Origin of the sequence: Acidovorax sp. Root217 (assembly GCF_001428645.1) — a bacterium.
In the GTDB taxonomy this organism is placed as follows: Bacteria; Pseudomonadota; Gammaproteobacteria; order Burkholderiales; family Burkholderiaceae_C; genus Acidovorax.
This window is the reverse complement of record NZ_LMIH01000016.1, coordinates 45,370-67,681: the sequence shown is the minus strand read 5'-3', so window position 1 is coordinate 67,681 and position 22,312 is coordinate 45,370. Positions and strand designations below refer to the sequence as shown.

The 22,312-nt window shown below is 69.1% G+C and carries 24 protein-coding genes; 22 read left to right on the top strand and 2 right to left on the bottom strand.

What is annotated here, in order from left to right:
* Window position 1 precedes the first annotated feature (1 nt).
* Complete coding sequence (locus ASE31_RS17120) at window positions 2-712, bottom strand: TetR/AcrR family transcriptional regulator (RefSeq protein ID WP_057203031.1); 711 nt, start codon at window positions 710-712, stop codon at window positions 2-4.
* Between the two features lie 346 nt (window positions 713-1,058).
* Between ASE31_RS17120 and ASE31_RS17115 the strand changes: the two genes are divergently transcribed.
* From ASE31_RS17115 to msrA, 15 genes are all read left to right on the top strand, one after another.
* Window positions 1,059-1,859, top strand: coding sequence for a GntR family transcriptional regulator (locus ASE31_RS17115; RefSeq protein WP_057203254.1), 801 nt, complete (start codon window positions 1,059-1,061; stop codon window positions 1,857-1,859).
* Between the two features lie 41 nt (window positions 1,860-1,900).
* Complete coding sequence (locus ASE31_RS17110) at window positions 1,901-3,103, top strand: ABC transporter substrate-binding protein (protein WP_057203030.1); 1,203 nt, start codon at window positions 1,901-1,903, stop codon at window positions 3,101-3,103.
* A 103-nt stretch (window positions 3,104-3,206) separates the two neighbouring features.
* Window positions 3,207-4,079 (top strand): branched-chain amino acid ABC transporter permease, encoded by an 873-nt coding sequence (locus ASE31_RS17105; protein ID WP_057203029.1) that lies wholly within the window; start codon window positions 3,207-3,209, stop codon window positions 4,077-4,079.
* Window positions 4,076-5,050, top strand: a complete 975-nt coding sequence (locus ASE31_RS17100; RefSeq protein ID WP_057203028.1) for a branched-chain amino acid ABC transporter permease — start codon at window positions 4,076-4,078, stop codon at window positions 5,048-5,050. The genes ASE31_RS17105 and ASE31_RS17100 overlap by 4 nt, the downstream gene beginning before the upstream one ends.
* The gene (locus tag ASE31_RS17095; RefSeq protein ID WP_057203027.1) at window positions 5,040-5,801 is read left to right on the top strand and encodes an ABC transporter ATP-binding protein; all 762 of its coding nucleotides are present in this window, start codon (window positions 5,040-5,042) and stop codon (window positions 5,799-5,801) included. Before ASE31_RS17100 ends, ASE31_RS17095 begins: the two co-directional genes overlap by 11 nt.
* Window positions 5,798-6,514, top strand: a complete 717-nt coding sequence (locus tag ASE31_RS17090) for an ABC transporter ATP-binding protein (RefSeq protein ID WP_057203026.1) — start codon at window positions 5,798-5,800, stop codon at window positions 6,512-6,514. Before ASE31_RS17095 ends, ASE31_RS17090 begins: the two co-directional genes overlap by 4 nt.
* A 15-nt stretch (window positions 6,515-6,529) precedes the next feature.
* On the top strand, window positions 6,530-7,486 hold the full coding sequence (locus ASE31_RS17085; protein WP_057203025.1) for a tripartite tricarboxylate transporter substrate binding protein: 957 nt from the start codon (window positions 6,530-6,532) through the stop codon (window positions 7,484-7,486).
* A complete protein-coding gene (locus ASE31_RS17080; RefSeq protein ID WP_057203024.1) occupies window positions 7,483-8,760 on the top strand; it encodes a 3-isopropylmalate dehydratase large subunit in 1,278 nt (425 codons plus the stop codon). The genes ASE31_RS17085 and ASE31_RS17080 overlap by 4 nt, the downstream gene beginning before the upstream one ends.
* On the top strand, window positions 8,757-9,260 hold the full coding sequence (locus ASE31_RS17075; protein ID WP_057203023.1) for a 3-isopropylmalate dehydratase: 504 nt from the start codon (window positions 8,757-8,759) through the stop codon (window positions 9,258-9,260). The genes ASE31_RS17080 and ASE31_RS17075 overlap by 4 nt, the downstream gene beginning before the upstream one ends.
* The gene (locus ASE31_RS17070; RefSeq protein WP_057203022.1) at window positions 9,253-10,968 is read left to right on the top strand and encodes a hydantoinase B/oxoprolinase family protein; all 1,716 of its coding nucleotides are present in this window, start codon (window positions 9,253-9,255) and stop codon (window positions 10,966-10,968) included. Before ASE31_RS17075 ends, ASE31_RS17070 begins: the two co-directional genes overlap by 8 nt.
* Entirely contained in the window at window positions 10,965-13,007 is a 2,043-nt protein-coding gene (locus tag ASE31_RS17065) for a hydantoinase/oxoprolinase family protein (protein ID WP_057203021.1), read from the top strand. The genes ASE31_RS17070 and ASE31_RS17065 overlap by 4 nt, the downstream gene beginning before the upstream one ends.
* Complete coding sequence (locus ASE31_RS17060) at window positions 13,004-13,633, top strand: cysteine hydrolase family protein (RefSeq protein ID WP_057203020.1); 630 nt, start codon at window positions 13,004-13,006, stop codon at window positions 13,631-13,633. The genes ASE31_RS17065 and ASE31_RS17060 overlap by 4 nt, the downstream gene beginning before the upstream one ends.
* The gene (locus ASE31_RS17055) at window positions 13,630-15,036 is read left to right on the top strand and encodes an FAD-dependent oxidoreductase (protein ID WP_057203019.1); all 1,407 of its coding nucleotides are present in this window, start codon (window positions 13,630-13,632) and stop codon (window positions 15,034-15,036) included. Before ASE31_RS17060 ends, ASE31_RS17055 begins: the two co-directional genes overlap by 4 nt.
* Window positions 15,033-15,896 (top strand): oxaloacetate decarboxylase, encoded by an 864-nt coding sequence (locus ASE31_RS17050; RefSeq protein WP_057203018.1) that lies wholly within the window; start codon window positions 15,033-15,035, stop codon window positions 15,894-15,896. The genes ASE31_RS17055 and ASE31_RS17050 overlap by 4 nt, the downstream gene beginning before the upstream one ends.
* A 69-nt stretch (window positions 15,897-15,965) precedes the next feature.
* Window positions 15,966-16,511 (top strand): peptide-methionine (S)-S-oxide reductase MsrA, encoded by a 546-nt coding sequence (msrA, locus tag ASE31_RS17045; protein WP_057203017.1) that lies wholly within the window; start codon window positions 15,966-15,968, stop codon window positions 16,509-16,511.
* Here msrA and ASE31_RS17040 read toward each other — a convergent pair.
* Window positions 16,498-17,463, bottom strand: coding sequence for a class I SAM-dependent methyltransferase (locus ASE31_RS17040; RefSeq protein WP_057203016.1), 966 nt, complete (start codon window positions 17,461-17,463; stop codon window positions 16,498-16,500). The genes msrA and ASE31_RS17040 overlap by 14 nt on opposite strands.
* A gap of 98 nt (window positions 17,464-17,561) precedes the next feature.
* On the opposite strand from ASE31_RS17040, the gene ASE31_RS17035 reads away from it, so the two are divergent.
* From ASE31_RS17035 to ASE31_RS17005, 7 genes are all read left to right on the top strand, one after another.
* Entirely contained in the window at window positions 17,562-18,425 is an 864-nt protein-coding gene (locus tag ASE31_RS17035; RefSeq protein WP_157412535.1) for a DUF6597 domain-containing transcriptional factor, read from the top strand.
* Between the two features lie 167 nt (window positions 18,426-18,592).
* Entirely contained in the window at window positions 18,593-19,018 is a 426-nt protein-coding gene (locus tag ASE31_RS17030) for a transcriptional repressor (RefSeq protein ID WP_057203014.1), read from the top strand.
* Complete coding sequence (locus tag ASE31_RS17025) at window positions 19,015-19,677, top strand: ATP-binding cassette domain-containing protein (protein WP_057203013.1); 663 nt, start codon at window positions 19,015-19,017, stop codon at window positions 19,675-19,677. The genes ASE31_RS17030 and ASE31_RS17025 overlap by 4 nt, the downstream gene beginning before the upstream one ends.
* A 5-nt stretch (window positions 19,678-19,682) precedes the next feature.
* The gene (locus tag ASE31_RS17020) at window positions 19,683-20,909 is read left to right on the top strand and encodes an ABC transporter permease (protein ID WP_057203012.1); all 1,227 of its coding nucleotides are present in this window, start codon (window positions 19,683-19,685) and stop codon (window positions 20,907-20,909) included.
* A 27-nt stretch (window positions 20,910-20,936) separates the two neighbouring features.
* The gene (locus ASE31_RS17015; RefSeq protein WP_057203011.1) at window positions 20,937-21,191 is read left to right on the top strand and encodes a hypothetical protein; all 255 of its coding nucleotides are present in this window, start codon (window positions 20,937-20,939) and stop codon (window positions 21,189-21,191) included.
* 65 nt (window positions 21,192-21,256) lie between these two features.
* Window positions 21,257-21,847, top strand: coding sequence for a DUF3299 domain-containing protein (locus ASE31_RS17010; RefSeq protein ID WP_057203010.1), 591 nt, complete (start codon window positions 21,257-21,259; stop codon window positions 21,845-21,847).
* A 16-nt stretch (window positions 21,848-21,863) separates the two neighbouring features.
* The gene (locus ASE31_RS17005; protein WP_200961123.1) at window positions 21,864-22,310 is read left to right on the top strand and encodes a hypothetical protein; all 447 of its coding nucleotides are present in this window, start codon (window positions 21,864-21,866) and stop codon (window positions 22,308-22,310) included.
* Window positions 22,311-22,312: the final 2 nt, after the last annotated feature.

Genomic DNA, 22,312 nt, shown 5'->3' with positions numbered 1-22,312 from the left:
GTCAGGCCGCAGAAGAAGAGGGAGGAGGGGACGCGGGGGCAGGGGCGAAAGGCCCCGTCTCCGGGCGGGCACAGAGGCCGTACAGCACGTTGTCCACCTGCGCATCGATGAACTTCTCGGGCCCGAGCTCCAGCGCATCGGGCATGCAGGCGCCCATGGAGTGCTTCCACAGCATCAGGAAGATCATGGGTGCCATCACCACGTGCACGGCGTAGTCGAGGTTCACGCAGCGGAATTCGCCGCGGTCCATGCCGCGGCGCAGGATGCGGCGCACCAGGTCCTGGCCGGGCTGGATCACTTCCTGCTGGTAGAACAGGGTGATTTCGGGGAAATTCTGCGATTCGCTGAACATCAGCTTGGTGATGCCCGAGGCCTTGGTGGCGCCGATGCGCTCCCACCAGACCTGGTAGCAGTGGCGCAGCAGTTCGCCGGTCGTGCCCTCGAAGGCTTCGAGCTCGTGGCTCCATTCCTCGAAGCGGCCCACGATGTTCTGGCGCACCACGGCCTTGAACAGCTCTTCCTTGCTGGGGAAGTAGAGGAACAGCGTGCCCTTGGACACCCCGGCACGCGCGGCCACGTCGTCCACCCGGGTGGCGGCAAAGCCTTTCTCGACGAACAGGTCGAGCGCAGCCTCCAGCAGTTCGCCGGGGCGCGCTTCCTTGCGGCGCTCACGCTTGGTACCGGCAGAAGGGGTGGTGGGGACAGTGCTCAAGAGGCTTTCTAGTTAATGACTGACTGGTTAGTAATATAGCAACTGCGCCTGCGCCAGTCAATTGATCGGTGGGCGAATGAGACAAAAGACCGAGCGCTGTTGCCTTCTGGGGTAAACCCTGGGAGCGACGCATGCGTTACCCCCAATCGCTGTGGCGAACGCCGCGACGAGGTGCTCCACGGCGGTGCATGGTGCCTCTCCAGGCCCCGAACAGGTGCGCGATCATGCTCCAAAAATGGGAGCGCCTTGCAGCCAGTCGCTCTCGGGGACAAATGTCCTTAAAACAGGACCAAATAGCCTCAAATGTCTCATTGACAGGACATTAAGGATGTTTGACGATGGGCCCATGTCGCCGAAGCTGCCACTGCCCAAGTACCACCAGATCTACCTGGTGCTGCGCGAGCAATTGCAGGAAGGCTGTTTTGCTGCGGGCCTGCCGGGCGAGCTGGCGCTGATGCAGCAGTTCTCCGTGGCGCGCGTGACGGTGCGCCGCGCGCTGGAGCTGCTGCAGGGCGAGGGCCTGATCTCCCGCCAGCCCGGCAGGGGCACCCGGCCCGTGCCCCAGCCCGACGCAGGGCAGGGCGGCCAGGAGAGCCACCCCCACAGCAACCGCGCCCAGCTCACCGGCCTGCTCGAAAACCTGGTCAGCATGGGCCTGCGCACGTCCGTCAAGGTGCTCGACGTGGAGACGGTCACGGCATCCCGCGCGGTGGCCGGGGCCTTGCAGATCACCGTCGGTGATTCGGTGCAGAAGGCGGTGCGGGTGCGCAGCACGCGGGAAGGCCCGCTGTCGCACATCACCACCTATGTGCCGGCCGACATCGCCCGCCAGTTCGGCCGCCGCGAACTCGCGCGCAAGCCCATTCTGGTGCTGCTGGAGGAATCCGGCGTGAAGGTCGGTCGCGCCCACCAGACCATTTCCGCCAGGCTGGCCGATGCCGTGGTGGCCCGCCACCTCGATGTGTCGGTGGGCTCCGCGCTGCTGGCCGTGCGGCGCCTGATCTACGACGACCAGGAGCGGCCCGTGCAGTGGCTGCACGGCCTGTACCGGCCAGACCGCTATGAATACGAAATGCAGCTGTCCCGCGTGGGCAGCATCGATGCCAAGGTCTGGGTCAGCAAAGAGCTGTCGGCCCAGTTCCACTGATTTCAACGACCCCCTTCGACCATCCCCCAAGGAGAACGCCCATGAGCAACCGCCGCCATTTCCTATCCCAGTCGGCCGCCGCCGCATCGGCCCTGGCCTTCCCCCTGGTGGGCGGCGCACAGGCCAAGGCGGTCAAGGTGGGGGTGCTGCACCCCGTGACGGGCGCGCTGGCCTACTCGGGCCAGCAATGCCGCGAAGGCGCGATGATGGCCATCGAGGACATCAACAAGGCCGGCGGCATCAAGTCCCTGGGCGGCGCCAAGCTCGAGGCGCTGCTGGGCGATGCGCAATCCCAGCCCCAGGCCGGCGCGGCCGAGGTCGAGAAGATGAACGAGGCGGGCGTGTCCGCCGTGGTCGGGGCGTTTGCCTCGGCCATCTGCCTGGCGACCACGCAGGCGGCCGCCAAGTACAACCTGCCGCACATCGTGGACGTGGGCGTGGCCGACCAGATCGTGGAGCGCGGGCTGAAGAACACCTTCCGCTTCGGTCCCGGCTACAAGAAGTGCGCCGAAACCGCTGTGGCCAACCTGCACGTGCTCAACACCGCGGCCGGCAAGCCCGCCAAGACGGTGATGATCATCCACGAGGAGTCGCTGTTCGGCTCGGGCACGGCCCAGTTGCTGGCGCGCGAGCTGCCCGGCTACGGCTACGAGGTCAAGGAGGTCGTCAAGCACGCCAACCCCACGCGCGACTTCAACAACATCGTGCTGCGCATGAAGGCGATCAACCCCGACATCGTGATCCCCGCCAATTACTACAACGAGTACGCGCTGCTGGTGCGCACCATGCAGCAGCAAAAGGTCACGCCCAAGGCCATCTATTCGGTGCTGGGCGGCGCCGCGTCGAGCTACAAGTTCGTCAAGGAGTTTCCGGACGCGGCCAACGGCATCATCGACTGCAACCACTGGTTCAACCCCAAGGACAAGCGGGCGCAGGACCTCAAGAAGCGCGTGGAGGCCAAGGGCCTGTTCTTCAGCTACGAGCTGTTCATGACCTACACGTCCATGTGGCTGCTGGCCGATGCGCTGGAGCGTGCCAAATCGGTGGACCGCGCCGCCATCATCGACGCGCTGGAGAAGAGCACCTTCGCTGACCACATCATGCCGTACGGCGCCACGAAGTTCGTGGCCGGGCAGAACCAGGGCGCCCAGCCGCTCATGACCCAGGTGCTGAACAAGGACATCAAGGTCATCATCCCGCGCGACTACCGCGAAGCGGACCCGCTCTTTCCGCTGAAGGCCTGAGCGGCTGACAACTCCCACTTTTGCGGCCATGCACAGGTCTGCACGGCGCCAGAACCCTCTGGTGCCAGGCCGCGCCTTTGCCTGACTGCCGCACACACCACCCATGTTCGAGCTCAGCATCCTCTTCCCCTCGGTCCTCAACGGCCTGACGACCGGCGCGGTCTACGCACTGATCGCGCTGGGCCTCACGCTGATCTACGGCGTGCTGCACATCATCAACTTCGCGCATGGCGCGTCGCTGATGCTGGCGCTGTACGCCGTCTACCTGCTCAAGCAGCACTGGGGGATCGATCCCTACCTGGCGCTGCCCATCCTCGTGCCCGGCATGTTCGCCCTGGGCTATGTGCTGCAGCGCGTGGTCATCAATCGCGCCAGCCACGGCAAGGACGAGAACATCCTGCTGGTCACCCTGGGCATCTCCATCGTCATGGAGAACCTGGCGCTGCTGTTCTTCAAGTCCGACACGCGCACCATCGAGACCGCCTACACCCTGACCACCGTGGCCATCGGCCCGGCCATGATCGCGCTGCCCAAGCTGGTGTCGTTCGCCGGGGCGCTGGTGGTCTCGGGCCTGCTGCTGTGGATCGTGGGGCGCACCGACCTGGGCCGGGCCATCCGCGCCGTGGCGCGCGAAAAGCACGGCGCCAAGCTCATGGGCATCCATGTAGACCATGTCTACGCCATGAGCTTTGGCATCGGCCTGGCCTGCCTGGGGGCCGCCGCGTGTTTTCTGCTGCCGGCCTACTACGTCAATCCGCAGGTGGGCAGCGGCTTCGTGCTGGTGGCCTTCACCATCGTCGTGCTCGGCGGCATGGGCAGCTTCACCGGCGCGCTGGTGGGCGGGCTGCTGATCGGGGTGGTGGAGTCGCTCGGGGGGCTGTTCCTGGGTGAATCGCTGGGGCAGATCGGCATCTTCGCCATCTTCATCGCCGTCTTGCTGTTTCGCCCGCAGGGCCTTTTTGGAGCCAGGCAGTGAACAAGCAACTCTGGGCCATCGGCCTCTTCGCACTCGCCATCGCGGCCCTCACGGGCTGGTCCGACTCGGGCGTGCTGCTCAACTTCGTGATGATGGCGCTGTATGCGGCCTTGCTGGCGCAGGCCTGGAACATCCTGGGCGGTTTCGGCGGGCAGTTCTCGTTCGGCCATGCGCTGTTCTTCGGCACGGGCGCCTACATCCAGGCCATTGCACAGATGCAGGGCGGCATCAATGCCTGGCTGGCGCTGCCCATGGCGGTGGCCGGCAGCGCGCTGGTGGGGCTTTTCGTGGGCGGGCTGTCGTTCCGCTACGGGCTCAAGGGCTCGTACTTCGCGCTGGTCACGCTGGCGTTTGCCGAGGTGTTCCGCATACTGGCGCTGTCGGTGCCCTTCACCGGCGCGGGCGTGGGGTTGATGCTGCCGCTAAGGGAGTCGCTCGCGAACATGCAGTTCGGCTCGCGCAAGGGCTATGTGTTCCTCATCCTGGCGCTGGTCACCCTGGCGCTGCTGGTGAGCTGGTGGCTGCGCAACTCGCGCTTCGGCGCCTGGCTGCAGGCCGTGCGCGACAACGAGGACGCGGCCCGCGCCATCGGCGTCAACCCCTTCACGGTGAAGATGGGCGCCATCGCGCTGTCGGGCGGCTTCATGGGCGCGGCCGGGGCGTTCTACGTGCAGGTGTTCCAGTACATCGACCCGGGCATTGCCTACGGCTCGGTGACCTCGGTGGAGGCCCTGGTGGCGGCCATCGTGGGCGGCATCGGCACCGTCTGGGGGCCGGTGCTCGGCGCGCTGGTGCTGCATGTGCTGGCCGACCTCACGCGCAACCTGTTCGGCCAGTTGCCGGGGATCAACATGGTGATCTACGGCGTGGTGCTGGTGCTCATCGTCATGTTCCTGCCGCGCGGCATCGCGGGCCTGGGCCAGTCGGTGGTGGACCTGTGGAAACGTTCGGGAGGTCGCCATGGCCAATGATCTCTTGACCCTCACGGGGCTGGGCAAGTCGTTCGGCGGCCTCAAGGCGGTGCAGAACGTCAGCCTCACGGTGCCCGAAGGCTCGCTCACCGCGCTGATCGGCCCCAATGGTGCCGGCAAGACCACGCTGTTCGCGCTGATGACCGGTTTCGTCAAGCCCGATTCGGGCACGGTGCAGTTCGCCGGGCGCGACATCACCGGCCAGGCGCCGCACCTCAATGCCCGCCTGGGCATGGCGCGCACCTTCCAGATCGTGCAGCCCTTTGCCGCCCAGACCGTGCGCGAGAACATCGCCGTGGGCGCCCACCTGCACGAGCCACGCCGCGCGGCGGCCCTGGCATTGGCCACCGAAGTGGCCGCGCGCGTGGGCCTGTCCGCGCAGCTCGACAAGCCGGCATCAGACCTCACCGTGGCGGGGCGCAAGCGGCTGGAACTGGCGCGCGCGCTGGCCACCCGGCCGCGCCTGTTGCTGCTTGACGAGGTGCTGGCCGGCCTCAACCCCCAGGAGATTGCCGAGATGATTCCCGTGGTGCGCGGCATTGCAGAGGGCGGTGTGACGGTGCTGATGATCGAGCACGTGATGCAGGCTGTGATGAACCTGGCCGAGCACGTGTGGGTGCTGGCCCAGGGCCAGCTGATCGCCGAGGGCAACCCAGGCAAGGTGACATCCGACGAACGCGTGATCGAGGCCTACCTGGGCCACGGCACGGCAGCGCGCCTGCGTGCCGCGGCCGCGAAGGAGGCTGCATGAGCACAGCGCCCTTGCTTGATATTGCCGGCCTGCGCGGCGGCTATGGCCGCGTGGAGGTGCTGCGCGGGGTGGACCTGCACGTGAACCCCGGCGAAACCGTGGCCCTGCTGGGCAGCAACGGCGCGGGCAAGTCCACGCTGAACAACGTGGTCTGCGGCATCTACCCGGCCTGGGCCGGGCGCGTGGCCTTCGGTGGGGCGGACCTGAGCGGGGCGCACTACACGGCGGTCGTCAAGGCCGGGCTGATCCAGGTGCCCGAGGGGCGCAAGATCTTCCCCAACCTGAGCGTGCTCGAAAACCTGTCGCTGGGCAGCTTTTCGCGCGCCCGCGAGCGCCGGGCCGAGAACATCGACAAGGTGTTCGCCACCTTCCCGCGCCTGAAGGAGCGCACCACCCAACTGGCCGGCACCATGAGCGGCGGCGAGCAGCAGATGCTGGCGATTGGCCGCGGCCTGATGGCCGAGCCGCGCCTCTTGATCCTGGACGAACCCTCGCTCGGGCTGTCGCCCCTGCTGGTCGAAGAGATGTTCGGCCTGATCCGCCAGCTGCGCTCCACGGGTCTGGCCGTGCTGCTGGTGGAGCAGAACGTGGGCCAGTCGCTGGAGATCGCCGACCGCGCCTATGTGATGGAGAACGGGAGCATCCGGTTTTCGGGCGCCCCCGACGAACTGCTGCGCAGCGACGAACTGCGCCGGGCCTACCTGGGCCTTTGAGAAGGAGACAACCACATGACCGTTCCCCGCCGAAAACTGCTGCTGGCCTTGCCGGCGGCCCTGTCCATGGGCCATGTGCTGGCCCAGAACGCGCCCATCCGCATCCTCGTGGGCGCGCCTGCGGGCGGCTCCACCGACACCCTGGCGCGCAACTTGGCCAGCGAGATGGGGCGCCAGCTTGGCCGCACCGTGGTGGTGGAAAACCGTCCGGGCGCCGGCGGCAACATCGCGGCCGATGCGGTGGCCAAGGCCGCGCCCGATGGCAATACGCTGCTCATGAGCTTCACGAGCCACGCCATCAACGCCAGCCTCTACCCCTCACTGCCGTTCGATCCGATCAAGGATTTCACCCCGCTCACCTGCGTGGCCACCTCGCCCTCGATCCTGGTGGCCAATCCCTCGGTGCCGGCCAAGGACGTGCGCGAGCTGATTGCGCTGGCCAAGGCGCGGCCGGGCAAGCTCAACTTCGCCATTGGTGCCGTGGGCTCCTCGCTGCACCTGGCGGGCGATGCGTTCAAGATGCAGTCGGGCGCGTACATCGTCAACATTCCCTACCGGGGCACGGCGCCGGCACTGCAGGACGTGTTGGCCGGGCAGGTGGAGCTGATGTTCGCCGCCGTGGGCAACGCCCAGGCGCAGGTGCGGGCGGGCAAGCTGCGCGCGCTTGGCGTCACCAGTGCCAGGCGCCTGCCGGCCTTTCCGGACGTGCCCGCGATTGCCGAGGTGCTGCCGGGCTATGAGTCGAGCGCCTGGTTCGGCCTGTTCGGGCCCGGGAACATGGCCCCCGAGCTGGCCAAGCGCCTGAGCGACGCAGCCCGCCAGGCCATCGCCACGCCCGAAGTGAAAAAGCGCCTGGAGACCGAGGGCGCCGTGCCCGTGGGCAACAGCCCCGAGGAATTCGCCCGCTTCGTGCAGGCCGAGATCCCGCGCTGGGCCAAGGTCGTGCGTTTTGCCGGAGCCAAGCCCGAATGAGCTCCGCACCCAGCACCCTGGCACAGAAGCTGGTGGCCCGCGCGAGCGGGCGCACCGGCCTGGCGCCGGGTGACATCGTCAACTGCCGGGTGGACCTGGCCATGTTCCATGACTCGTCCGGCCCCCGGCGCCTCAAACCCATGCTCGACGAGCTGGGCGCCACCATCTGGGACAAGTCGCGCGTGGTGCTGGTCATGGACCACTACCTGCCCGAGCGCGACGAGGAGTCGCGCCGCATCGTGCGCATCGCGCGCGACTGGGCGCGTGAGCAGGCATTGCCCCACGTGTACGACGGCCAGGGCATCTGCCACGTGGTGGTGCCGCAGCACGGCCACATCCGCCCCGGCATGTTCTGCGTGGGGGGCGATTCGCATTCGCCCACGGGTGGGGCCTTCGGTGCCTACATGTTCGGCATTGGCAGCACCGAGATGCTGGGCGTGGTGGTCACCGGCGAGATCTGGCTGCGCGTGCCGCACACGCTGCAGATGCATTGGAGTGGAAAGCTCGCCGCTGGCGTGACCGCCAAGGACATGATGCTGCACATGATCGGCCGCTTCGGCATGAATGGCGGCCAGTACCAGGCAGTGGAGTTCGCTGGCCCGGCCGTTCAGGCCCTGTCGATGCAGGAGCGCATGACGCTCTCGAACATGAGCGCCGAGCTGGGCGCCCAGGCCGGCCTGATCGCACCCGACGCGACCACGCGCGACTGGCTGGCCGCCCACGGCGTGCCAGAGGCCGACCTGCAAGGCCTGGACGCCTGGGCGACCGACCTCGGCGCGCCGCTCACCCGCCATGATTTCGACGCCGGCACCCTGGCCCCCCAGGTGGCCGCGCCCCACAGCCCCGCCAATACCGCCGCAGTGGGCCAGCATGCGGGCACGCGCATCGACGTGGCGTACATCGGCGCCTGCACGGGCGCCAAGCTCGACGACCTGCGCGCCGCAGCCAGTGTGCTGCGCGGCCAGCGCGTGGCCAGCGGCGTGCGCCTGATGGTGGCACCCGCCAGCCAGCAGGACCAGGCCGCCGCCCGCGCCGAAGGCGTGCTGCAGGTGCTGGAGGAGGCGGGCGCCGAGCTGTTCCCGACCACCTGCGGCGCCTGCGCCGGCTATGGCGATAGCGTGGGCGACGGCACCACCGTGATCTCCAGCACGGCGCGCAATTTCAAGGGGCGCATGGGCTCGGCGACGGCCCAGGTGTACCTGGCCTCGCCCTACACCGTGGCCGCCTCGGCCCTCAAGGGCCGCATTGCCGACCCGCGCGAGGTGCTGGCATGAACGCCGCACTGCACAGGGTCTGGAAGCTCGGTGCCGACATCGACACCGACGTGCTGGCCCCCGGCCACGCGATGAAGCATGGCATCGATGTGCTGGCCCGCCACTGCCTGGAATCGGTGCGGCCGGACTTCGTGGGCGGGGCAGGGAAGGGCGACGTGATCGTGGCCGGCCCCAATTTCGGCATCGGATCCTCGCGCGAACAGGCCGCTGCGGTGCTGGTGCGGCTGGGCGTCGTGGCGGTCATCGCGCCCTCGTTCAGCGGCCTGTACTTTCGCAACGCCTTCAACCTGGGCCTGCTGCTGCTGACCTGCCCGCAGGCGGGCGAGGTGGCCGAGGGCGAGGCCGTTGCCCTGGACTGGCAGGCCCCAGCCGTGATCACAGCGGATGGTACGCGCCTGGCGTGCGATCCGATTCCCCCGTTTCTCATGGACATGGTGCGCGCTGGCGGTCTGATGAACCAGCTGCGCACCCGATTTGGCAAGGAGGCCATCAATGGCTGAAAACACCCCAACCACCACAGCAACGTCGATGGACCCGGTCACGCTGGCCGTGCTGCGCGGGCGGCTCGAGCAGATTGCCGACGAGATGGACGCCACGCTGTACCGCAGCGCGTTCAACCCCATCATCGCCGAGGCGCACGATGCCTGCCACGGCCTGTACGATGCCACGAGCGGCGACACGCTGGTGCAGGGCAAGTCGGGCCTGCCGGTGTTCGTGGGGGCCATGGCCTTCGCGGTGCGCGCGGCCATGCGCATCGCCGCCGGGCGCGGCGGCATGGCACAAGGCGATACCTGGCTGTTCAACGACCCTTACGAGGGCGGCACGCACGCCAACGACTTCAAGCTGGTGCGGCCCTTCTTTCGCGATGGCAGGCTGTACTGCTTTCTCGCCTCGGCCGCGCACTGGCACGATGTGGGCGGCAACGTGCCCGGCAACTACAACCCGGCTGCCACCGAATGCTGGCAGGAGGCGGTGCAGATACCGCCGGTGCGCATCGTGCGCGGCGGCGCGCTCGATGAGGACGTGCTGGCCATCCTGAAAGCCAATACCCGCCTGCCCGACAGCCTGTGGGGCGACCTCAACGGCCAGCTCTCGGCGCTGGACTTGGGCGAGCGCCGCCTGCACGACCTGCTCGACCAGTACGGCGACACCGTGGTGCTGCAGGCCATGGGCGAGCTGCGCACGCGCGCTGTCAGGCTGATGCGCTCGCACATCGCGGCGCTGCCCGATGGGCGCTACAGCTTCAGCGACATGCTGGACAACGATGGCGTGAAGGACGAGGCGCTGACCATCGCCCTGGACATGACCGTGCAGGGCGACCGGCTCACGCTCGACTTCTCGCGCACCTCGCCCCAGTGCGCCGGGCCGGTGAACATCTCGCGCGCCACGGCCATCGCGGCCTGCTACGTGGCGCTCAAGCACCTGTTTCCGGATGTGCCGGCCAATGCCGGCGTGCTCGATGCGGTGGATTTCGTGCTGCCCGATGGCCTGGTGATCAGCGCCGCGCGCCCGCGCCCGGTGGGCGGCTACACCGAGACCATTTTGCGCATGATCGATGTGATCTTCAGCGCCACGGCCCTGGCCGCGCCCGAGCGCGCCATGGCCCAGGCCTACGGCACCATCAATGCCCTGTCCATCGCCGGGCACCGCACCGATGCCGCCCGCAAGGGCCAGCGCTGGGTGATGTTCAGCTTCTTCGGTGGCGGCCACGGCGGGCATTCGGACGGCGACGGCATGAGCCACGGCAATGCGCCCATTTCCACAGCGACCATTCCGCCGCTGGAGATCCTGGAGGCAGCCTACCCCGTGCGCTTCACGCAATGGGCGCTGCGCCCGGGGTCGGGCGGCGACGGCCAGCACCGGGGCGGCCTGGGGGCCATCTATGAAATCGAGTTGCTGGAGCAGGATGCCGAGGTCTTCATCTTCGGCGAGCGCGGCAAGGCTGCGCCCCAGGGCATTGCCGGGGGCGGGGAGGCCGCCATGAACGTCTTCAGCTACGAGAGCGCGGGCACGTGGAAGGTGCCGCCCATGCGTTCCAAGATGATCGGCATCCGATTGCAAAAGGGCGAGCGCGTGCGCCTGGAGACCCCTGGTGGCGGCGGCTACGGCCTGGCTGCGGCACGGTCGGCTGCAGCACGCCAGAGCGATGAGGCGATGGGTTATGTAGTGGCGGACAACAGCGCAGCAGCAGTGAAAGGCGCAGCATGAGCGGCAAGGCTTCCTTTGTGGTGGGTGTGGACGTGGGTGGCACCTTCACCGATCTGTTCGTTCTCGACGAGGCGGATGGCAGTGCGCGCATCGTCAAGGTGCCCTCCACGCGGGGTGAAGAAGCGCGCGGCTTCATGAACGGCGTGGCGCGCGTGGCGGATTCGGCCGCAGCCATCGCCACCATCGTGCATGGCACCACGGTGGGCACGAATGCGCTGCTGGAGCGCAAGGTGGCGCGCACCGGCATCATCACCACGCGCGGCTTTCGCGACGTGCTGGAGATGCGCCGGCGCGACCGCCCGCAGACCTGGGGCCTGCGCGGCAGCTTCGAGCCCATCGTGCCGCGCCACCTGCGCCTGGAGGTGGACGAGCGCGTGCTGGCCGACGGCACGGTGCACACGCCGGTCGACCTGGACCAGGTGAAAGCCCAGGCCCAGGCACTGCTCGATGCCGGCTGCGAAGCCGTCTGCGTGTTCTTCATCAACACCTATGCCAACCCGGCCAACGAGCAGGCGGCCGTGGCCGCCGTGCGCAGCCTGTGGCCCAATGCCCACGTGACGGCGGCCAGTGAGGTGCTGCCCGAGATCCGCGAGTTCGAGCGCTGCTCCACCGCCACGCTCAATGCCGCCTTGCAGCCCGTTGTGGGCAGCTACCTGGAGCGGCTGGAGGGCGACCTGCGCGGCCAGGGCTTCGCGGGTGAACTGCTCATCGTGCAGAGCAACGGCGGCGTGATGTCGCGCCAGACGGCGTGCGATGTGCCTGTGCGCACGGCGCTGTCGGGCCCAGCGGCGGGGGTGATCGCCTGTGCGGCCATCGCACGGGCGGCAGGTTTCCCGGATGCGATCACGGGCGACATGGGCGGCACCTCGTTCGACGTGTCGCTGGTGGCGGGCGGCGAGGCGGCGCTGGCGGCGCAGACCTCCATCGAATTCGGCATGGTGGTGCGCTCGCCCATGATCCAGATCGAGACCATTGGTGCGGGCGGCGGCTCCATTGCCTCGGTGGACGCCAGCGGCATGCTGCAGGTGGGCCCCGAGTCGGCCGGCAGCGTGCCCGGCCCCGCCTGCTACGGGCGCGGCAACACCCGGCCCACGGTGACCGATGCCAACGTGCTGCTGGGCCGCATCGCGGCCGACCGGCCGCTGGGCGGTGGCCTGCTGGCCGCCATGGACGCTGGCAAGTCCCGCGACGCCATCGAAACCCACGTGGCCCAGCCCCTGAGCCTGGATGTGATGGCGGCGGCCGAGGCTATCCTCACCGTGGCCAATGCCAAGATGGCCGGCGCCGTGCGCGTGGTCTCCATCGAGCGCGGGCACGACCCGCGCCAGTTCGCCTACATGCCCTTCGGCGGCGGCGGCGCGCTGCATGTCTGCGCCATGATGCGCGAGGTGGGCGTGGGCACGGGCATCGTGCCGCGATACCCCGGCGTCACCTCTGCCCTCGGCTGCGTGATGGCCGACATGCGCCATGACGCGGTGCAGACCCTGAACAAACCCCTGGCAGACCTCGACGTGGCCGACCTGCGACAGCGCGTGCAGGCCCTGTCGGCTGCCTGCCAGCTGCGGCTGGACTCGGCCGGTGTGCAGTTCGTGCAGGTGCAAGAGGTCATTGCGCTGGACATGCTCTATGCCGGGCAGACGCACACCGTGCAGGTGCCGCTCGCCGCGGAGGCGCTCCACCGCGAGGGCATCCAGGCGGCTTTCGAGGCCGCCTACCGCGCCGCCTTCGGCCGCGTGCTCGACGGCATCGCCGTGCGGGTGATGAACCTGCGCTACGCCCGCGTGGGTGTGCGCCCCAAGTTCGACCTCACGGTGCTGGCCCCGCAATCGACCACGCTGAACCCTTCGTTGGGCGTGCAGCGCGTGTTCCATGCCGGCCGGTGGTGGGATGCGGCGCGCCATGCGCGGCTGGAGCTGCCGGTGGGCGCCCGCATCGATGGTCCGGCCATCCTGGAACAGCCCGACACCACGGTGTGGCTGGAGCCGGGCTTTCACGCCACAGTGGATACGCTGGGCAATCTTCTGGTGCGTTCCGCATGACCGCCGCCGCAGCTCCCCTGCACACCCGGCGCGTGGCGCTGGTCATCATCGACCTGCAGAACGACTTTCTAGCGGCCGACGGGGCCTATGCGCGCGGCGGCGCGGTGAGCCCGGCTGCGCAGGCCTTGCCGGCGCGTGTGGCGCAGGTGGCCACATCCGTCAAGGCCGGGGGCGGCCTGGTCGCAGGCAGCCAGTTCACGCTGTGGCCCGACGCACAGGGCGAGCCCATGGTCTCTCCCCACCTCAAGACCTTGCGGCCCTTCCTGCGGCGCGGCGCCTTCGCGCCCGGCAGCCGGGGGCAGGCCCATGTGCCCGAGATCGCGCCCTGGGTGGACCTCTCGGTGTGCAAGGTGGCCTATTCGGCCTTTTTCAACACCCAGCTCGATTGGGTGCTGCGCCGCGCAGGCATCGATACCGTGGCGGTGTGCGGCATCGTCACCAACGGCGGGGTGGCCAGCACGGTGCGCGATGCCCACATGCGCGACTACCGCACCCTGGTGCTGTCGGACGGCTGCGCCGCCTTCCGCCAGGACGTGCACGACACCGCGCTGGCCGACATGGCCACCGTGGCCCAGGTGCTGGGCTGCGCAGAGTTCATGGCTGCGCTGGCGGCGGGCACGCCATGACGGGCACGCTGCCCAACATTCGCCGGGCCGACCGGATGCCCGCGGCCGCGCAGGGCAACCATGTGCCCGTGGCCATCGTTGGCGGCGGCGCCTGCGGCCTGACGGCCGCGCTGGTGCTGCACGACCTGGGTGTCGAATGCGCCGTGCTGGAGCGCGATGCCACGCCCACGGGCTCCTCGGCCCTGTCCTCGGGCTTCATCCCGGCGCCGGCCACGCGGGTGCAGAAGGAACTGGGTATTGACGACAGCCCCGAGCGCTTTGCCGCCGACATCAGCGCCAAGGCCGAGGGCAGGGCGGCGCCGCAGCTGGTGCAGGCCTATGCCCGGGCCATCGGCCCCGCGCTCGATGCGCTGCAGCAGCGCCACGGCCTGCAGTGGCAGGTGCTAGACGGGTTTCTGTACCCCGGTCACAGCGTGCGCCGCATGCATGCGGTGCCCGAGAAGACCGGGGTGGGCCTGATGGGCCGACTGGCCAATGCCGTCGCGGCGGCCGACATCCCCCTGGTGACCGATGCCACCGTGCGCGAGTTGTGGGCGGACGACACCGGCCTGGTGATCGGCGTGGGCTACGAGCGGCCCGGCGGCCGGCTGGAACACCTGTCGTGCGACGCGGCCATCCTGGCCTGCAACGGCTTTGGCGGCAACGCCGCCATGGTGCGCGAGCTGCTGCCCGAGATGCGCGATGCCCTGTTCGCCGGCCACATGGGCAACGACGGCAGCGCCATCGCCTGGGGCCGCGCCCTCGGTGCGCGCCTGGCCGACCTGGGCGGCTACCAGGGCCATGGCTCCTGGGCCATCCCGCAGGGTGCACTGATCTCCTGGGCGCTGATGATGGAGGGGGGCATCCAGGTCAACGCGCTGGGCCGGCGCTTCCACGACGAGACGCAGGGCTACTCGGAGGCCTCGGTGCATGTGCTGGCGCAACCGGGTGGTGTGGCCTGGAATGTGTTCGACGCGCCCCTCCTGGCGCTGGCGCGCGGCTTTCCGGACTTCGTGGACGCCGAATCGGCCGGTGCTGTGAAGCACTGCGACAGCGTGCAGGCCCTGGCGGCCGTGATCGGTTGCGACGAGGCGGCGCTGGCCGCCACGTTGGCGGGGCAGGGCCCGTACCCGCGCCCAATGGCGCGGCCGCTGCAGGCACCGTACTGCGCCGTCAAGGTCACGGGCGCGCTGTTCCACACCCAGGGCGGGCTCGACATCGATGCGCAATGCCGGGTGCTCGACACGGTGGGCCGGCCATTTCCCAACCTGCTGGCGGCCGGCGGCGCGGCGCGTGGCGTCTCGGGCGATGCCGTCTGGGGCTACCTTTCGGGCAACGGCCTCTTGAGCGCCGTGGCCGGTGGCTACATCGCGGCCCACACCGCCGCCCATCTGCTCCATCCCTCCACGGGCAATACCCCATGACTGGCATTTCCTTGCACGAACGGCTGCAGCAGCCGCAAATCTTGCTGGCCCCCGGCATCTACGACGCGCTGAGCGCCCTGGTGGCCGAGCAGGCGGGCTTCGAGGCGCTGTACCTCTCGGGTGCCTCCATCGCCTACACCCGGCTGGGCCGCTCCGACGTGGGCCTGACCACCTACACCGAGGTGGAAGACACGCTGGCGCGCATCACCGAGCGGGTGCGCACGCCGGTGATCGTGGATGCCGACACCGGTTTCGGCAATGCGCTCAACGTGCAGCGCACGGTGCGCGGCTTCGAGCGCGCGGGCGCCGCCATGGTGCAGATCGAGGACCAGGGCTTTCCCAAGCGCTGTGGCCACCTGGACGGCAAGAGCGTGGTGCCGGCCGCCGAAATGGTGGGCAAGCTGCGTGCGGCCCTCGACGCCCGGCGCGACGCCCGCACCCTGATCCTGGCGCGCACCGATGCGCTGGCGGTCGAGGGCATCGATGCCGCGTTCGACCGCGCCGAGCGCTATCTGGAGTGTGGTGTGGACGCGCTTTTCATCGAAGCCCTGCGCACCCCGGAGCAGATGGACGCCGCCTGCCAGCGCTTTGCCCACCGCATCCCGCTGCTGGCCAACATGGTCGAAGGCGGCAAGACCCCGGTGCAAAGCGCGAAGGAGCTGGGCCAGCGCGGTTTTCGCATCGCCATCTTCCCGGGCGGCACGGCGCGCGCCGTGGCCCACACCCTGCAGGGCTATTACGCCAGTCTGCAGGCCCACCAGACCACGGCGCCGTTCAAGGAGCGCATGCTGGATTTCGATGGGCTCAATGCGCTGATCGGGACACCCGAGTTGATGGAGCAGGGCAAGAAGTACGAATAGCCCCGCCGGCACTGCGGCACCCGAGGCCGCTTACCATTCCATGGAAATCCTTCATTGCATGGAGAACACATGGCAGACAAACTGCAAACCATCACCCTGGGCGGCGGCTGCTTCTGGTGCACCGAGGCGGTGTTTGACCGCGTGCGCGGCATCACCGACGTGGAAAGCGGCTACACCAACGGCCAGACGATCAAGCCGACCTACGAGCAGATCTGCCAGGGCGACACCGGCCATGCCGAGGTGGTGCGCCTGACTTTCGATGCCGACGAGATCAGCCTCGAAGAGATCCTGGAGATCTTCTTCCACACCCACGACCCGACCACGCTCAACCGCCAGGGCAACGATGTGGGCACCCAGTACCGCAGCGGTATTTACTACGAAGACCCGGCCCACGGCGAATTGGCCAACGCCATGGTGCGCCAGATGTCGCAGGACAAGCTGTTCGGCGCACCCATCACCACCGAGGTGCAGCCCCTGGCCAACTACAGCACGGCCGAGGACTACCACCAGGACTACTTCGCCAAGCACCCGGGCCAGGGCTACTGTGCCTTCGTGGTGGGACCCAAGGTGGACAAGTTCCGCAAGACCTTCCGCAAGTACCTCAAGGAGGACTGACGGTACCCGCCCCGGGCGCTACCCGCACGCGCACCACGCCGCCCAGCAGCCCGCCCATGGCCCGTTGCAGCCGGGAGGCGGGGCGGCTCGACAGCAGGGTGCGCATGATGTCCTGCGCACTGATGATCTCCGGGGGCGCAAAGCCGCAGTCCGCGAGCATGGCCTGCAGTTCGCTGTCATCCAGGAAGCAATGCCAGGGCTCGCCCATGCGGCGAAAGCGGCGTGCCATCAGACCCAAGGTCAGCCGCCGGCCAAGCTCCTTTGGTGCAGGGCGCCGCACGTAGTCGAAAACGAGCACGCTGCCCGGCGCCATCTGCGTGCCTATGCGTTCCAGCGTGGCCCGTACGGCGGTGGGTGCCAGGTACATGCTGACGCCCAGCCAGGCAAACACGGTGCGTTCTTGCGGGTCCAGACCCTGGGCTACCAGGTGCTGCATGAAGTCCTGGCGCTCGAAGTCCACCGGCACATGGGTCGCCCCCGGCCGCATCCACAGGCCGGCGCCTGCGGCCAACTGCTGCTTCCAGGCCTGGGTGGCCGGGTGGTCGACCTCAAACACCCGGGCGAGCCCCTTGGGCCAGCCCCTGCGCAAGGCGAACGTATCCAGGCCCGCGCCCAGCACCACGTACTGCGTGGCCCCGGCGGCTACCGCTTCGCGCAGTGTGTCTTCGGCGATGCGGCTGCGGGCGGCCAGGGCACCGCGCATGGCTTCGGAGAAGCTGCCCCGGTCGCTCAGGTGCCCCCCGGGTCCGTGGTCGATGGCCCATTGGCGCACCGCGACGCCCAGCTCCGGCCCCAGGATCTCGAGGGCCAGCGGGTCTGCGAACACTTCACCCCCGTCCAGCAACTGGTGCCGGGCCCGGGCAATGCCGCACAGCAAGGCCGTGCGGCTGGGCCGGGCCGAGGCCAGAAGGGGTTGCAGGGCAGGGGAGAGGGAGGGTGGGTTGTGGGCCATGGTGGGCGATTCTGAAAGGTCTGCGCCCGGCCGTCTTGAACGATTTCGCCAAGGGCACCCCGGGAGGGTGCCTGGCGAACCCGTTTACGATGCAGGGCGTGCGCCTGCGATTCCAGCTCCCCTTTGCCACCGTCGCCCTGCCGCCCCTGGCGCTGGCGGGTTGCATCCGTGCTTACCTCATCAAGGACACCACGGGCGGCAAGCACCCGCAGGAGGCTCCGCGCCTGAACCGCTACCCGGCATCGGTCTACTGCGGCGTGGCCTGGTTTCTACAGGGCAGCTCCGAGCGCATCGATGCCGAAGGCGGCGCACCCCAGCCCCTGGCCTCCACGCTGTTGCTGGGTCCGCAGACCCGCCCCTGGGCCACGCGCAATCCCGGGCCGGTGCGCACCTTCGGGGTGGTGTTCCAGCCCCATGCCTTCCACCAGCTGACCGGCCTGCCCATCAGCGCACTGGTGGATGGCCTGCTGCCCGCCCAGGAGGTGCTGCCGGCACCATGGCGTGCGCTGTGCGATGCCGTGAGGCAGGCGCAGGACGATGCCGCCAGGATGGCACTGATCGAAGACACGGTGGCCACCCATTGGCGCAGCCGCGATGGCGCGCAGGTTGCCGATGGTGCCCCTGGCACCCGCTGGTTGCAGGAACTGCAGGCCCATGCAGCTGCCAGCGGACTGGGCGGCAGCCTGCGCAGCCTGGAGCGCCATGCCCGCGCCTGGGCAGGCCAGCCCGTGCGCCGCCTGGCCTGGCTGTCGCGCGCCGAATCGACCTTGCTGCAGGCACGCACCGACAGCGAGCACAGCGGCCAGGTGCCGCGCTGGCAGGACGTGGCCTCCGGCGCCGGCTATGCGGACCAGTCGCACCTGTGCCGCGAGACACAGCGCGTCACCGGCCACAGCCCGGGCGAACTGGCGCGCGGCGTGGACACGGACGACAGCTACTGGTTCTATCGACTCTGGTCTTGACCGCAGGGTTCGTCCGGAAATGGCCGGTGACCGGCATGCAGCATGCATAATGCAAATCGATTGCGTTACCAGGCCTGCGCCGGTCAGCCATTCCGTTCATGCCCACGATTCGCTCCCCTCTTTCTGTTGTCGCAGCCACGCCAAGCGCCTGGACCCTGCCCGCCGGCATGCGGGCCACGCGCGCCACGCGGGCGCTGGCGCAACTGTTTGAGGCGCGGCCCGACGCCGCACTGTCCGAAGCCGAGGTGGAATCTGCTCTGGCGGCCGCCGGCGCGCCGGTCAACAAGGTCACCGTCTACCGCATGCTCGACCGCTTTGCCGCCGCCGGCCTTCTGCAGCGGCAGGTGGATGGGGCCCGCGTCACGCGCTTTGCGCTGGCGCCGCAGGGCGGGGAGGGCGCTGTTCCCCGCTTCGAGTGCGGTGACTGCCACCGCCAGTTTCGCCTGGCGCAAGGCTCGGCGCGCGTGCAAAGCGCCTTGAAGCAGGTGCTGCAGGCGCTGGCCACGGCCGGGCACGAAAGCCTGGCGGTGGAGATTGCCGTGCGTGGCCGTTGCGCCGGGTGCGCGCATCCGGCCGAGGGGGCTGCCGCATGATCCGCACACGGGGCCTTTCCTACGCCTATGCCGCAGGCAGTGAAGCACTGCGCTTTCCCGACGTGGACTTGCGCCAGGGCGGCACCTTGCTGCTGCGCGGGCGCTCGGGCACGGGCAAATCGACCTGGCTGGCGCTGCTGGCGGGCCTGCGTTCGCCCGCTGGCGGCGACCTGTTCGTGGCCAGTACGCAACTGGGCACGCAGCGCGGCGCCGAGATCGATGCCTGGCGCGCGCGCAGCGTCGGTTTTCTGCCGCAGAAGCTGCACCTGAGCAGCGCGCTCACGGTGGCCGACAACCTGGCGCTGGTGTACTTTGCGGCCGGCCTGCCGCGCGACGATGCGGCCATCACGCGTGCGCTGGCGCAGGTGGGCATTGCAGAGCTGGCGGTGCGCAAGCCGCACCAGCTTTCGGGCGGGCAGGCGCAGCGCGTGGCGCTGGCGCGTGCCGTGCTGCTCACGCCCCAGATCCTGCTGGCGGACGAACCGACGGCCAGCCTCGATGACGAGGCCGCCGCCGACGCCCTGGCGCTGCTGCAGGCCAGCGCCACGGCCTGCGATGCCAGCCTGGTCATCGCCACGCACGACCAGCGCGTGGTGCAGGCCCTGGCCTCCGTGCAGGGGCTGCAGCAGCTCGACCTGAACGCCCTGCGCGTCACCTGAATCCCATGGCCCAACTCCTCTCGCTCTCGTGGCGCTATCTCTGGGCGCGCCCGCTGGCCGCCGTGCTCAACCTGCTGGTGCTCACGCTGGGTCTGGCGGCGATCACCCTGGTGCTGCTGGTGGCCACGCAGCTCGACCGTGCCTTCGAGCGCGACCTGGACGGCATCGACCTCGTGGTGGGGGCCAAGGGCAGCCCGCTGCAGCTCATCCTGGCGGGGGTGTTCCATATCGATGTGCCCACCGGCAACATCCCGCTGCAGGAGGTGCAAGCCCTGCAGAAGAACCCGCTGGTGGCGCAGGTGATCCCGCTGAGCCTGGGCGACAGTTACCAGGGCTTTCGCATCGTGGGCACCACGCGCGACTACCTGGCGCTCTATGGCGCCACTCTGGCCGAGGGCCAGCCCTGGCAGCAGCCCATGGATGCGGTGCTGGGCGCCACGGTGGCGCGCGGCATCGTGGGCGCAGCGCATGCAGGCGCGCCCTTGGTCGGCGCCACTTTCATCGGCAGCCATGGCCTGGGCGGGGGAGGGCATGCCCATGGCGAGCACCCGTACCGCGTGGCCGGCGTGCTGGCTGCCTGCAGCTGCGTGCTCGACCGGCTCATCCTCACCTCCACCGAGTCCGTCTGGATGGTGCACGAGACCGCCACCGCCACCGAGCCCGAGGACCTGGCGGTGCTCAAGGAGGAGCGCGAGGTGACTGTGGCCCTGCTGCGCTACCGCACGCCCATGGCCGCCGTCACGCTGCCGCGCCAGATCAATGCCGACACGTCGATGCAGGCGGCCGCTCCCGCCATCGAGGTCACCCGCCTGCTGCGCCTGCTGGGCGTGGGGGCCGACGTGCTGCGCGCCTTTGGCGGCGTGCTGCTGGCCGTGGCCGCGCTCAGTGTGTTCATCGCCCTGTGGAATGCCGTGCGCGAGCGCCGCACCGACCTGGCCATGCTGCGCATGTTGGGCGCGCCGCCGGGCCGCGTCGCCGGCCTGGTGCTGTGCGAGGCGCTGTGGCTGGCCGCCATGGCGACGGCCCTGGGCCTGCTGCTGGGCCATGGCCTGGCGCAGGTGCTGGGCTGGGTGCTGCAGGCGCAGGGCCTGTTGCCCGTGAGCGGCCTGGTGTGGCTGCCAGCCGAGGCGGGCGTGCCGCTGATCGCCGTGCTCGTGGCCGCCTTTGCGGCGCTGCTGCCCGCCATGCAGGCCTACCGCACCGAAGTGGCCGATCTCTTGAGTCAACCCTGATTACCAACTGCTCCCGAAAGGATTTCCATGAAAAAGCTGCTCACCGCCCTGGCCCTGGCCCCCTTGCTGCTGGCTGGCGCCCTGGCGCACGCCCAGGGCGCGCACTCCGACCAGGAAACCAAGGCCGACATCCAGCGCCACCGCGCCATGGCGGCCGCGCACGAGGCCGCAGCCAAGTGCCTGGAATCGGGCAAGGGCCATGACCAGTGCCAGAAGGAACTCCAGGTCGCTTGCAAAGGTCTAGGTATCGGTAAATTTTGCGGCATGCGCCACGTGCACTGACCCATTGCACGCCACGCCCGCGCATCTGTAAGAAAATACGCCAGCCCTGCCACCAAGGACTTTCCATGCACCGCCACCCTCTCTCGTCCCGTTCCTTGCCAGCCCAGTCTGCCGCACTGGTGCTGGCCTGCGCCCTGGCGGGGGTGGGCAGCGCCCATGCCGAAAGCAAGCCTGCGGCGACGGCCGGCGCGCCCTACAACACGCCTGTGCTCAGTTCGCCCATGCCGGGCACGGCGCCCACGGGCTCCGGCGCGGGCTACCACAGCCCCAACAGCCCGATTGCGCCACTGCCCCAGCGCACCGACGTGGTGCCATGGTCGTTGCTCAGTGACCTGACCAAGAAGACCACCAAGGACGGCATCCTGCCCGTGTTCAACGCCCAGCAGCAGGGCATGGACAAGACGGTGCAGCGCATCCAGGGCTTCATGATGCCGCTGGATGCCAAGGCCACGCAGACGCACTTCCTGCTCACCTCCGTGCCGCTGACATGCTCGTTCTGCATTCCGGGCGGGCCCGAGAGCATGGTCGAAGTGAAGGCCAAGACGCCCGTGCGCTACTCGCTCGAACCCGTGGTGGTCGAGGGCCGGTTCACGGTGCTGCAGAACGATCCTTACGGCCTGTACTACCGCGTGGTCGAAGCCGTGCCGGTGAAGTAAGCAGACCATCCTTGTCGTGACCCACCCGCGCATCCAGCCGACTGCCCTTGCGGCCGCTGCCACCCGTCCCGGTCAGCGGCAGGGTGGGCGCGCGTGGGCGGCCCATGCGGCGCTGGTATGGCTGGTGCTGGCGCTGGCCTGGGTGCCCACCATCGGTCGCCTGCACCAGATCGCCCATGCCCAGCCACTGGCGCAGATCCATGCCGGCCATGGCGCGCTGGCCGTGGTGGAGCATGCGTCCGTCCATGCACCGGGCATGCTCGGCGGCTTCCTGTCCAGCCACAGCCTGGTGGACTGCCTCTTGCTCGACCAGCTCGCGCTGGGTGATACCTTGCACAGCGCCGCACCGGCGCTGCTGCCCAGCTTGCCGGCCCTGGCGCCGGTGGCCACGCACGCCGAGCGCGTGCTGGCGCGCCATGTCGCGCTGTTCCAGGCGCGCGGGCCGCCCGCCTTGCGGGGCTGAAG